9 protein-coding genes and 1 pseudogene are annotated in these 12,646 nt (G+C 33.3%); 5 read left to right on the top strand and 5 right to left on the bottom strand.

Translation table 11 applies throughout. The annotated features are described in order from the left end of the window. Positions 1 to 63: 63 nt before the first annotated feature. Positions 64 to 1,065, bottom strand: coding sequence for a catabolite control protein A (gene ccpA, locus RV14_RS03880; protein ID WP_071854997.1), 1,002 nt, complete (start codon positions 1,063 to 1,065; stop codon positions 64 to 66). A 206-nt stretch (positions 1,066 to 1,271) separates the two neighbouring features. Here ccpA and RV14_RS03875 point away from each other — a divergent pair, with 206 nt between their 5' ends. Both RV14_RS03875 and RV14_RS03870 read left to right on the top strand, forming a co-directional pair. Next, the gene (locus RV14_RS03875) at positions 1,272 to 2,375 is read left to right on the top strand and encodes a M24 family metallopeptidase (RefSeq protein WP_071854996.1); all 1,104 of its coding nucleotides are present in this window, start codon (positions 1,272 to 1,274) and stop codon (positions 2,373 to 2,375) included. Between the two features lie 700 nt (positions 2,376 to 3,075). After that, entirely contained in the window at positions 3,076 to 6,549 is a 3,474-nt protein-coding gene (locus RV14_RS03870) for an NPCBM/NEW2 domain-containing protein (protein WP_071854995.1), read from the top strand. A 329-nt stretch (positions 6,550 to 6,878) separates the two neighbouring features. Here the strand turns inward: RV14_RS03870 and RV14_RS03865 are convergent, their stop codons facing one another. The 4 genes from RV14_RS03865 to RV14_RS12605 all read right to left on the bottom strand — a co-directional run bounded on the left by RV14_RS03865 (position 6,879) and on the right by RV14_RS12605 (position 9,352). Next, on the bottom strand, positions 6,879 to 7,466 hold the full coding sequence (locus tag RV14_RS03865; protein WP_071854994.1) for a YtxH domain-containing protein: 588 nt from the start codon (positions 7,464 to 7,466) through the stop codon (positions 6,879 to 6,881). Positions 7,467 to 7,488: 22 nt separating this feature from the next. Then, positions 7,489 to 7,908, bottom strand: a complete 420-nt coding sequence (locus RV14_RS03860) for a DUF948 domain-containing protein (protein WP_071854993.1) — start codon at positions 7,906 to 7,908, stop codon at positions 7,489 to 7,491. Positions 7,909 to 8,101: 193 nt separating this feature from the next. After that, complete coding sequence (locus RV14_RS03855; protein WP_071854992.1) at positions 8,102 to 8,329, bottom strand: hypothetical protein; 228 nt, start codon at positions 8,327 to 8,329, stop codon at positions 8,102 to 8,104. 747 nt (positions 8,330 to 9,076) lie between these two features. Next, a complete protein-coding gene (locus tag RV14_RS12605) occupies positions 9,077 to 9,352 on the bottom strand; it encodes a PTS system mannose/fructose/sorbose family transporter subunit IID (RefSeq protein WP_245785458.1) in 276 nt (91 codons plus the stop codon). 492 nt (positions 9,353 to 9,844) lie between these two features. Between RV14_RS12605 and RV14_RS03845 the strand changes: the two are divergent. From RV14_RS03845 to RV14_RS03835, 3 genes and pseudogenes are all read left to right on the top strand, one after another. Further along, positions 9,845 to 10,524, top strand: a pseudogene (locus RV14_RS03845) (ABC transporter ATP-binding protein). Beyond that, positions 10,525 to 11,793 carry an ABC transporter permease gene (locus RV14_RS03840; protein ID WP_071854991.1) on the top strand — a complete coding sequence of 423 codons (1,269 nt, stop codon included), beginning with the start codon at positions 10,525 to 10,527 and terminating at the stop codon, positions 11,791 to 11,793. Between the two features lie 155 nt (positions 11,794 to 11,948). Beyond that, entirely contained in the window at positions 11,949 to 12,581 is a 633-nt protein-coding gene (locus RV14_RS03835) for a TetR/AcrR family transcriptional regulator (protein ID WP_071854990.1), read from the top strand. Positions 12,582 to 12,646 lie beyond the last annotated feature (65 nt).

Below are 12,646 nucleotides of genomic sequence, written 5' to 3'. Positions count from 1 at the left end.
TTGCCTTAAAATTCCCAGCAAAAGCAGCTTTTTTAGATATATTTTATTTTCCGTTTTATTTCCTTATTTTGTTGAACCCTTTTCTTCGATTCCATAAGGTAAAACGATGGTTTTCTCTTCTACTTCTTCTTTGTTCATCATTTTAGTTAATAAACGCATCGAAACTGCACCAAGATCATACAACGGTTGGGTAATACTAGTTAAGCGTGGACGAGCCACATCCGTAAGCAGTGAATTATTGCTTGTGATGATTTCAAATTCTTCCGGTATTTTGACTCCTTTATCTAAAAGTCCATCTAAAATTCCGATTGCTAACTCATCATCTGAAACATAGGCAGCGGTTGCGCCACTATTATTGATTCGTTCAACTAATGAGATACCATCTTTAAAATTATATTCCGCTTCAAAAATCAATCCTTCACTATAAGACAAATGATTTTCTTTCAGTGCTTCTTTGTATCCTTTCAGACGGTTTTGTCCATTGATTGGATCAATCAACGCTCCACTGACAAAAGCTATTTTTTCATTGCCATTTTTCGCTAATTTGTTTACAGCATCTTTTGCAGCAGATGTGTAATCAATGTTTACACTACCTACTTGTTCATCTGGATCAATTGAACCAGCTAAAACAACAGGGGTTTTAGAGCGGGAAAACTCACCACGAATTTCATCTGTAATATGATGCCCCATAAAAATGACGCCATCTACTTGCTTGGCTAAAAGATTATTTAATACATTTACTTCTTTTTGATCATTGCCATCAGAATTAGCTAAAATAATGTTGTATTTGTACATCGTCGCCACATCATCAATTCCACGAGCTAAAGAAGCAAAAAACATGTTGCTAACATCAGGAATGATCACACCGACTGTCGTCGTTTTTTTACTTGCTAAGCCTCGTGCCACAGCATTTGGACGATAATCCAAACGATCAATAACTTCCAATACTTTTTTTCTGGTTGCAGGTTTGACGTTGGGGTTACCATTAACAACACGTGAAACAGTAGCCATCGAAACATTTGCCTCTCTCGCTACATCATAAATAGTAATAGTTTGCTTTTCCATTCTTACTCTCCTACTCTTTTTATATGTTTTCTGAAAATACGCTTTACATTTCTAAAATAGAATATCAAATTCTATTCAAAAATGCAACCGTTTTACTACGTCTTTCATGAAAATATTTACTTTTTTCACTTGGCAAACGTTGGTCTTTGAATCATTAAGTGGTACAATAACTAATAATTCAATACAACAGAAAGAAGGATGCCAAAATGAATCACGTAAAAATCACTGAATTACGTAAATGGATGGCTCAAAAACAAGTAGATTTAGCTTATATTTGTGACCCTAAACACATTGCTTACTTTTCCGGATACGAAAGCGACCCGCATGAACGTGTCCTCGCATTATTTATTCCGCTTGAACAAGATCCTTTCTTATTTACTCCAGCTTTAGAAGTAGAAGATGCTCAAAATAGTACTTGGTCATTTGATGTACGCGGCTATTTAGATAGTGAAAATCCATGGGAAATCATTGGAAAAGAAATTCATACACGTTACGGACAACCCGGCACAATCGGTATCGAAAAAAATGTGCTAACGATTGATCGCTTCGATGCGATTTCAAATGGTTTAATTGGTACGGATTCTTTTATTGACTTAACAGCAATCATTCAACGGCTTCAATTAATTAAAACACAAGAAGAAAAAGAACAGTTGTTGGCTGCTGGCAAATGGGCAGATATAGCTTTTGAAATTGGCTTTCAAGCTGTGAAAGAAGGAATGACTGAACAAGCAATCATCGCAGAAATCGAATACCAGCTAAAAAAACAAGGCGTTTCTCAAATGTCTTTTGATACCCTTGTTTTAGCAGGCAAAAATGCCGCAAGTCCACATGGTACTCCCGGAAATACACAAATTGCGCCAAATGAACTGGTTTTATTTGATTTAGGTGTAGTTTGGAACGGCTATTGTAGCGATGCCACTCGAACAATTGCTTACAAAAAACCGACAGCATTTCAAGAAAAAATTTATCAAATCACGCTTGAAGCCCAACAAACGGCTCAGGCTGCTGTTCGTCCTGGAATTACCGCCGCTGAACTGGATCAAATTGCTAGAAAAGTCATTAGTAGTTACGGTTATGGTGAATACTTCAATCATCGTCTGGGACATGGTATTGGAACCACTGTCCATGAATTTCCTTCTCTTGTAGAAGGAAACGATCTAGTGATTGAAGAAGGCATGTGTTTTTCTCTTGAACCAGGTATTTATATCCCTGAACAAGTAGGTGTTCGAATTGAAGATTGCGTTTATGTGACTAAAGACGGCTGTCTTGCATTGACAAATACACCAAAAGAATTAATTATTCTTAATTAACTAGAGCCGACTTAAAAAAATTATAATTATCGCTCCAAAAAAAGATCACTCCTAAAAAATTAGTTTGCAATTTTTAGGAGTGATCTTTTTTTCAAACATTTAGAAATTTCTTTATCCGATTATACCCTTTATTTTTATATCTTCATCAATTTAATTTCACTTACTAATATCTATCCTTCTTCCCTCTAAGTAACATGAATACTCATATCTATTCTCTTAACACAATGTAGAAAACAAGTTCAACACCCAGCGTAGCCATCCTTCGCCTGTTTTCTTTTACCTAAAATTATTTTCAGTATTGAATTTTTTCTCTTTAATAGCAGTCCTACGCATGAACAATTTTCTATTTTTTAAAATGTATTCAAAAATAAATAAATAGAGGAAGCTATTTTTTTTATTTTAACTTTAAAAAAAGAGTTATTAATAAAAAAATAGAACATATTTTATTTAATACTGACGTAAACATCATTCGTTTGACTCATTAGTAAATAGACTTTTATTTTAGAATTAATTATCTAATTACTTAAAATAATACTATTTTTCACAAAAAATGTATACCTCTATTATTTAATTTTTTAGATAAAAGTTATAAATAACTTACAACAAAAAAATGTAAAGATTTCGTATAGTTGACCTAGGATTATTTCCTTTCTTTAATAAGCACTATGGTAATAAATTAATCTAATGAGGTGAAGTTTTAATGTTTAAAAAATTTTCTTCAGATCGTGTGCAACGTTTTTCGATTAAAAAATTAAAAAAAGGAGCAGCTTCCGTTTTAGTGGCTAGTTTAGCACTTGTTTTTCTTAGCCATTCTACATCAACTACCGTATTAGCAGAAATAACAAATGGTGAAACAAAAGCCGTTGCTACAAAACCTGCCGATTTAGCAACCATGAAAAATCAAGCAGAAAAGCAGACTACCTTTTCTACCGTAAAAGAAAAAACTGTTTCATCAAAATCAGCACAAGAAAACTATCGTTGGCTTTCTGATATGGAATTTAGCCAATGGAAATCTGGTTACGGTGGTCAAAACGGTGTTCGTAAAGACACCAATATGTCAGGGAATAAATTATCTTTAAAAATTGAGAACATTTTAACACAATTTGAAAAAGGCATCTTTGTTCACGCAGATGGATTTGCTCAATTTGATATTTCTACTCTTTCTTCTGACTACAGCCGTTTCGTAACAACTGTTGGTATTGATCAAAGCCAAGGTAATTTAGGAGAAGTCGTTTTCTACATTCAAGGATCAAAAGATGGACGAACTTGGGAAAACTTAAAAGTTTCTTCAGTAATTAAAGGATCAAATAATGCAGAAGACATCGAAGTTAATGTAAAAGGATACAAACAATTACGTTTATGGGCCAATAGCCATGGACCAAACGGGAATGATCACGCAGTCTTTGCCGGAGCTAGACTTGTTAAAGAAAATTATGATTTAAATAGTGAGAATTATCAAGGCGTGAAGCCATTAGCAGAATATGATAAAGAAATTTCTAAATTAGGGGCAGAAAATGCTGTCAATAATCATACAGATTTGCTTAATGAGCGTGAACTGGTTCGACAATTAGGTTATCGTGCCATTCAAAATTCTGTAAAAGAAAATGCAAAAAACAAAGACGCATTGGATTGGCTTTTAAGCGATAAAGATGCATTAAATCTATTTATTGAGGCTGGAAATATTGAACAACCAATCCGTTTTATGGATGCTTTAGGGAATATTTATCATGATCATAAAGCGGATTTACAAGATTCTAACCATGGTGAACTATATAAGAAAATGATGATTGCAGCGGCTGCTGGATGGAGCAGTGACATTTATACTTCTCCTTTATCCTTTAGCATGCCTTTACCAAGCAACGATATTTCTGAGCGTTATGGGATTATGAAAGAATTGTTTGAGAACAACCAATTTGCACGCATGGATGAATTTGCCACTTATGACATGGAACATTTACGCATGGTAATGACTGATTCAATTGCAAATGACGAATTAAAATGGCTAAATGGTTATAGTCAAACAAAAGGTGCGGATCGATTAAATATGTGGAAATATGGTGTGCCATACGTTGCACCAAATTATAATCAAGAAAGTCTTTATGACATGGCGAACAAACAAGCAATGGATGAGAAATATCATTTGCCTCAATACAATATTCAATACGGTGAAAAAGGCAAAAATCGTACTTGGATGGTTATGGAAGCAGGCGGTCTTTGTTGGAATATTTCTCGTTTAGGTCAAAACTTATTGAAATCAAACGGTGTGGCTACTGTAGGTATTTTCCAACCGGGTCATGAAGCTGTCTTACAATATGCAAAACAACCAGACGGTAAGGGAAAATGGGCAATCAATAATAATGTTGGCGGATGGCAAGCTGCACGAACTGTTTGGTGTGGCGGCAATGGTTATCGTATGCTCTTAAATTGGGGAAACAAATATTTTTCAAGTAACGCAACCAATGAAAGTAATAATGCTTCTTATACCTTACTTGCTCAAGCAGCGTTGGATAGCGGAAAATTTGAAGAATCAAATGATTATAATTTAGCGGCTAAATCTTTTTCAACTTCTCAAGAAAGAATTAACGCTTATAAAAAAGCATTAAGTATATTGAATATTAATTTGGATAGCTTTGAAGGCCTTCTTAAAGAATATACAAACAATAGTGAAACTACTTCTGCCCAATGGAATCAGTTAGGTGAAGAAGTCATTAAAGCTTACACGTATTATCCATATGCAATGGTTGATTTGCTAAATGTGATTACTCCTCACTTACAAGGAAGCGACCTAGTAAATATTGATCTGTTAAAAACACAAGCATTAGAAAAAGCAACCAGAGCAACTAGCGAAAATGTTTATCAATTTGAAGATACAAAAACCTTAGCTTCTCATTTGTTACAATCAAACCGCGTTGATCTAGCTACATTTTCTTTTGATGGCGAAAATGCAAATAAAATCATGATCAACAGTAAATATCATACTTCTAATTTAGATATTCTTTACAGTCTAGATGGTGGAAACCAATGGATTAATGCAGGCAAAGTAACTGAAATTACATTAACACCTGAACAAGTCAAACAAATCAGTGAAGTGAATGACCTAAAATTAAAAGTGGGCGGCTCAAATGCTGTATTTACGATTGATATCACTAAAGCAAGCACCTTGACTGGTTTATTTGCAAACGACTATGAAAATAGAATATTAGGAAACATTGACCACTTAGAAGTAAGTACAGATAATGGAAAAACTTGGACAGACTACACTACACAACGCTTTACGGGTAACACAGTTGTTTTAGCTCGCTATAAAGCAAATGGAACGAAATTACAAAGTGATTCGTCTACGTTTACTTTTACTGAAGACAACTACGATTCTATCAAAAAAAATATCAAGTACATTCCATACGATCAAATGAAATTGCACAGCTTCTCTTCTGAGCAATCAGAACAACATGCAGCAAAACATATGATCGACGGATTGACAAATACCGCTTGGCATACAAAATTTGGTATTGACAGCGATAATCAACTCTATTACACCGTTGAATTTAATGAAGCAAAAGAATTAGCAGTAATTGATTATTTACCTAATGAAGGTGGCGCAAATGGGCGTTTACAAGCGGCAGAAATTTATACTAGTATGGATGGAACCAATTGGACGTTATCTCAAACAGTCACTGGTTTACAAAACAACACGGAACAAAAGCATCTTATCTTAGATACGCCGGTTAAAACAAAATTCGTAAAAATCAAGGCAAAAGCAACGTATGGTAATTACGAAGGAGAACGTAATCACTACTTTAGCGGAAAACTCTTTATGTTCTTTGAAAAAGAGCAAGTACTAACGGAAGAGCAAAAAGCAAAAGCAGCAATTGAAAAGATGAAAGCAGCAGTGAAAAATGTCTTAAAAGATCAAGATGTTAAAACTGCTCCGGATTTCGTTGTAACGAATTCTCCAATGCAACCAACATTAAATGGGCTAGCTAAAGAATTAGCTGATAGAGCAAAAAAAGCAATTGAACCTTTATCAGGAAGATACTTTATTCATATGATTAATGATTACAGTGCATCTAATCTTGATGAGTTATTAAGAAACGGCTTGTATATTTTTTATCAAGAAAATGAAAATGCCCCACAATATATGTTATGTATGGATGAGTTTAGTCTGGTAGATTAATCATTATTTAAATTTAGTTCTTCTTAAACTTTTCCTTTTATGAGTGGATTGATTAATAATGCAAAAAGAATAAGTCGCTATCAACTATTCTTTGAAAAATAATTATATTTCTTGACACCTCCAATAAATTAGACTTTTTGTCTAACTCATTGGAGGTGTCTTTATGCTAAATAGAAGACGAAATCTATTTCAAAAAGCTACTTAAATTGTGACGTGATTGCCATTTTATTGCATAAAAAAAGGAGCAGATTTCTCCACTCCATAGAAGTCTAACTTTTTGAAATTGCTACTTTTTATATGAAATAGGATTATTTTTAAATGAGATCCCTCTAGTTTTCATTATCTGTAAAAGCTGTTTTCAACTCTTCTTTTGCTGATTGGGCATCTTCATTCACCATCATTTTTGTATCTTCTGCAACAGGTTTTGCTTCCTCTAAGCCTGCTTGTACAGTTTGTCCAGCTTCACTTGCTGTATCTTTGACATTGAGCAAAATATCTGCTGAAGCATCTTTTACTGTCTCATTTACATGGTTGATGGGTTTTTTTAATTCATCTGCTGATTTTTTAAAACGATGAGATAAATCTGCTGATTGCTCTTTTAAAGTTAATAAAATATCTGCTGATTCTTCTTGTACTTCATTAGCAGAATGACTGACTTTGTTTTTCACGCTGCCAGCTAAATCACCCGCTTGTTGTGATAAGTCTTGTGCTTTTTCTTTTGCTATGTCTGTTAACGTAGCTGTTTTTTCTTTCGCCTTATCTGTATAGTCTGAAGCCATGTCAAAAAAATCATCTGCTTGAGCAGCCAATTCATTTCTTAATTCTTTCCCAGATTTAGGAGCCCATAAGAGAGCTGCAACTGCCGCTGCTGTTCCACCAACAATTGCGCCTAATAAAAACCCGCCTTTTTTTGCCATAATTAAATTCCTCCTATCATTTTTATCGTTTTTTATTTTTGAAAAGCTTTAAAGCAGTTCCGCCGACTTTACCCATAACTGTTACTTTAGCAGTCGTTTTACCGATACTACCTACTTTTGTTGCAATGCTTTTACTTGAAGTATTCAACTCAGATACACTTTCACTTAAATCAGCAATAGCAGTAAACAATGGATCAATTGTTTCGACTTTCCCATTGATGTCTAAGAGTAATTCATTACTTTTGACCAATAATCCTTCTACTTGTCTAGCTAATAGATCGACATCATTGGTAACAACATCAATGGTTGTATTAGTTTTTGCAACCGTTTGATCGACTTTTTCTAATGTTTTGGACAATTGTAGCAAGACTCTTATAATAAAAACAACTAGAATTACAAATGCGACTGCTACAATCAGTCCTGCAATTTCTCCGACAGTCATAATCAAACTCCCTTCTTATACTAATTCTCTTTCTATTAGCATAGCATTTTCGCATTTTTTAAACAAATAAAAAATAGTAAAAAGTCGGGAATATTCGCATATTCTCATTCTTTAAACCAATAAATAATCGTTTAATACAATGTACTCATGAAATTATCTCTAATTACACCAACTCCTCATGTTTGTAAAGAAATCAGGAGCACTGCATCGTTTCAATGACTAACTGGTTACGTTTATTTAAATGTCCTGTCACGCAGAGATGTTGTTGGCCTTCTTTCATCATGAGTAATTTATCTGCTATTTCCACATCAGCTACTACGCAGTTAATTGATTGACTTCTCGTTTTCAATGTGAAACGTGCCAATAAAGGTTGTGTCTTAATCACTCGAAATTTTTCAAGTACACCAACATATTTTTTCACTAAAATCACCTCAATAAAATTATAACAAAACCTAATTAAATTGAGAAATTTTATTCATTTTTACACCTAAGGTAACTACCAAAAGCAAAAAACATCGGCTTTCTCAAAATAAGATTTTCCTCTTTAATTTTTAAAAGCCGGTTCATCTCCTTCTATTCGACTTACTCGAATCAATTAATTTTAAAATCATTACATAAGAAAAGCAATCTAGTGTTCAAATCATTTCCCTTTCGCTATCAATCTTTCTTGTTCTACTGGGCTGGGCAAAAACTTTCAAAACTAATTTTGAATAGCAAATAAATGATGAACTTTTAATAAACAAAATTTCTCAACTAGTAGAAATAGTTTGCGTGTATTTTAGTAAGTAAAGCGCCATTTTATTTCTCAGGAATAATCCTAACATTTCCAATCATTCCTACGATCGTTAGCTATAAGGATTGGTCTATAATTGCTAGACAAACTTTTTAATATCTATTGGATTTTGACAGCAGACAGTCCCCATTGTGCGGTCCGATAAAAAATGTTGTTTTCAGAAAAATTCAGTCTTTTTCTAAAAATCTTTGGATACAAAAACGCAGATATATAGCAGATACCGACGAGAATTTATGCTTCTATCTAATTATTATACTTAACAATTTTACTCAGCCTTTACAGTGATGTCACTTCTTTAAGTTGGCTCAGTTATTAATCTCTTCAGTTTTAACATAAATTCTGTAAAATTTTCTGTTCTCATTAATTGTTTTACGTTCACAGGATCTGAGTCAATTTCAATAAACGGTTCAAAAAATGTATGAAATTCCTTTTTAATATCCAACAAATTGCTATTCTTGTGAAATGTTCATATCTAGAACGATTATATAAATTTTGTAAATGAATCGCCAACTTATTAAAAAAAGCGTCATCTTGTAAATCAATGAAATATGCTTCCTTTCCTTGTTTAGCAAAAGATAAACCAGCGCCAAAAGTAATGATTTGTAAAGTTCCTTGGAAAAAAGAAACACCGATACCAGCAAACGGTTCCATCAAATTTGTCTTAATGACTTCAATAAGTGATTAATCGTGCAATTTTATTAAAAAACAAAAAGTGATCACTTTATAGCCTATAACGATTCAAACTGAATAAAAATCACTATTAAAAAAACAATACTGGTTTTTATTTCACTTCTCCTAGCACAAAATTTAACTTCCTCTCTCACACAGCAACAATGAAACAAAAAACTGGCAGATCCCCTATCTATGAGAAGAATCTTCCTCATAAACAGTGGATCTCCTACTTTTCATAAACAAATCATTCTTTTTAAGCTCCTCCTCACATTGATAATATTTCAAAAATCCTCTCTTCTACAATGGAATAATGAATTGAGAAAAATTCTTCCTAATGTAAGTAAAAAAGAAAAGAAACCTTCACACAAATAATATTTTTTCACTAATCTACTACTAGAGACGGATGGCTTTATAAATAAATCAGCGTAGACTGTGTGTATGTTAAGGCTATAACAAAAAGGAGAGAGATTTATGAAAATTTTGGAAATAAGAAACTTAACAAAAAAATATGGAGAAGGGTCAACTGCTTTTGAAGCATTGAAAGGAGTAAATTTGGAAATTCATCAAGGAGAAGCAGTCGCAATTATTGGAAAAAGTGGTTCTGGTAAATCCACATTAATGCACATTTTAGCCTTACTTGATCATGCAACAACAGGAGAAGTCATATTATTTGATCGTCAAACAAGTGAAATCACAAACAAAGAGCAAAATATTTTGCGAAATCAAACATTTGGTTTTGTTTTCCAACAATTTTTTTTAAACAGCAAAGACACCGTATTAAACAACGTTTTATTGCCATTAAAGATTGCAGGAGTATCCAGTAAAAAAGAAAAGAATTAGCCATGAAAGCCCTTAAGTCTGTTGAACTTGAAAATAAAGCTTTTAATAAAGCCATGAACTTGTCTGGTGGTCAAAAACAGCGTGTTTGCATCGCTCGAGCACTTGTCAATAATCCTAAAGTTATCTTTGCCGATGAACCTACAGGCAACCTTGATTCTGCCACTGGAGAAAAAATTGAAACCCTTTTATTTCAATTAAATAAAGAAAAGAGAATTACCTTAATTATCGTTACCCATGATCCAGAACTAGCTGCACGCTGTGATCGCCAAATTCAAATTAGTGATGGACAAATCATCAAGGAGGTAGAATAAATGAAGTTAATTGATGTTATTCGACAAGCAAGTACTAACTTATGGAGAAATAAAGGGCGTACGATTTTGACGATTGTCGCTATTTTTATTGGCACGTTAACGATTACAATTACAATCGGAATTAAAAACGGAGTAAATGATTATGTGGATCGTCAAATAAATTCAATTGGCAAAGAAGATGTTTTAGCTATTGCTAAAGATATAAATGGAACCAAACAATCTTCAGGTCCTACAGAGTATAGTGAAAACTCCCCCAAAGCAACTGACGATTACCTATTGACAAAAAAACAAATTTCTAAAATCGAACAGATAAAAGACTTGAAAAAAATTAAGCCGATTAAAGATTTTAAAATCGACTATATTCAAGGTGCCTCAAATAAAAAATATCAATTAAACGCCTCTAGTACGGAAGGAATTGATGTAGATTTAAAAGTTGGTAGGCAAGTTTCTGAAGATAAAAATAAATTAGAAATTGTCATTGCTTCTGATTATGTTAAAAGCTTAGGCTATTCTTCAGCAAAAAATGCCCTCAATAAAAAAGTAAAACTTGGTGTTTCTTCTCAAGCAACCCAAAAACAGCAAACACTTAAAGCAACAATTGTTGGCGTAAGAAATCCAAGTCTTATAAACAATGGAAACGCTGTCGTAAATGACGAACTTGTAGATAAATTAGTAACCATTAATCAAGAAGGTATCCCTGAATCAATGAAAAATCAATATGATGCAGTCATCGCTACAGTTGAACACCCTAATGAGAAAAAAATAGAAAAAATAAAAGATGAATTAGCAAATCAAGGACTATTAGGAGTCACATTTGCAGATCAAGTAGGCATGATGCATCAAACAGTTGATGCAGTAATTGGCGTATTAACAATTTTTGGCGCAATTGCGCTTCTAGCAGCTAGCTTTGGGATTATTAATACCCTTTATATGTCCGTACAAGACCGTACACGAGACATTGGTTTAATGAAAGCCATGGGCATGAGCAAAGGTAAAGTTTTCTTTTCTTTTAGCGTGGAAGCATTATTAATCGGTTTTTGGGGGTCTTTGTTAGGCTGCATGGTTGCCTGGTTAGGAGGAAATCTGCTAAATAAGCTAGCTACCGATTCTTTTTTGCAAGAACTAGATGGATTTAACTTAGTCCAATTCACCCCACTTTCTATAATCACAATTATGGGAATCATTATGCTAATAGCATTTTTGGCAGGTACATTACCAGCTAATCGAGCTGCACGCTTAGACCCAATCAACGCATTACGCTATGAATAAATAAACTAGAGCGATTCACCCCTTCCCTAAGTTTTTCTTACGAAAAGGTGAGTCGCTTATCGTTACAAATTAATCATAAAATTTAGATTGACAATTCTTGTCAAAAGAAGTAAGATCACTTTAGATACCATTGGTATGTTTTTGGAGGTCTGTTTATGAGCAAAAAAAAAAATCCAGAAGAAACACGCAAAAAAATTATAGATGTTTCCAAGCAGCTTTTTCTTGAAAAAGGATATGATAACACTTCCATTCAAGACATCATTAATGGACTTGGTGGTTTAACAAAAGGAGTCATTTATCACCACTTCAACTCTAAATTTGATATTTTACAAACAATCGTCAATAACGAAAACGACCAAAATGAATCGTTTGATTGGTCAGGAAAAACAGGTTTGGAAAAACTTCAAAATTCTTTAAAAGCGGCCTTTAAAAACTTAGAAAAACAAAAATTGGCTTACTCTGCTGCTATTACGTTAAGAAGTCCGCGTCTTTTGGGAGAACAATACTTAGACATGTTTGAATATGCTGTTCCTGAAATTCAAAAGATGGTTCAAGAAGGCATCTCTGATGGTTCAATTACAACAGAATATCCTGAAGAAGTGGCTGACTTAATTGTTCTTACATTAAATATTTGGATTGGTTTCCAATCCTCTACGCTTTCTGAACAAGATTTACAACGAAAAATTAAATTTATCAAATATACCTTTGATAGATTAGGAATTCCTTTAATAACAGATGAAATTATTCATTTAATCTATGATTTATTTAACCACTTAAAAAATGAATAGCTTTTAAGCTATTTTTTTTAAATAAAACATACCGAAGGTATGTATATTTTTTATGATTTTACATA

Origin of the sequence: Enterococcus ratti (assembly GCF_001886195.1) — a bacterium.
Lineage (GTDB): Bacteria > Bacillota > Bacilli > Lactobacillales > Enterococcaceae > Enterococcus_B > Enterococcus_B ratti.
This window is presented reverse-complemented; position numbering and strand designations above follow the sequence as displayed.

Bases quoted from the DNA above. Each gene is read 5' to 3' on its own strand.
- ccpA (WP_071854997.1), bottom strand. From the start codon at position 1,065: ATGGAAAAGCAAACTATTACTATTTATGATGTAGCGAGAGAGGCAAAT.
- RV14_RS03875 (WP_071854996.1), top strand. From the start codon at position 1,272: ATGAATCACGTAAAAATCACTGAATTACGTAAATGGATGGCTCAAAAA.
- RV14_RS03870 (WP_071854995.1), top strand. From the start codon at position 3,076: ATGTTTAAAAAATTTTCTTCAGATCGTGTGCAACGTTTTTCGATTAAA.
- RV14_RS03865 (WP_071854994.1), bottom strand. From the start codon at position 7,466: ATGGCAAAAAAAGGCGGGTTTTTATTAGGCGCAATTGTTGGTGGAACA.
- RV14_RS03860 (WP_071854993.1), bottom strand. From the start codon at position 7,908: ATGACTGTCGGAGAAATTGCAGGACTGATTGTAGCAGTCGCATTTGTA.
- RV14_RS12605 (WP_245785458.1), bottom strand. From the start codon at position 9,352: ATGGAACCGTTTGCTGGTATCGGTGTTTCTTTTTTCCAAGGAACTTTA.
- RV14_RS03840 (WP_071854991.1), top strand. From the start codon at position 10,525: ATGAAGTTAATTGATGTTATTCGACAAGCAAGTACTAACTTATGGAGA.
- RV14_RS03835 (WP_071854990.1), top strand. From the start codon at position 11,949: ATGAGCAAAAAAAAAAATCCAGAAGAAACACGCAAAAAAATTATAGAT.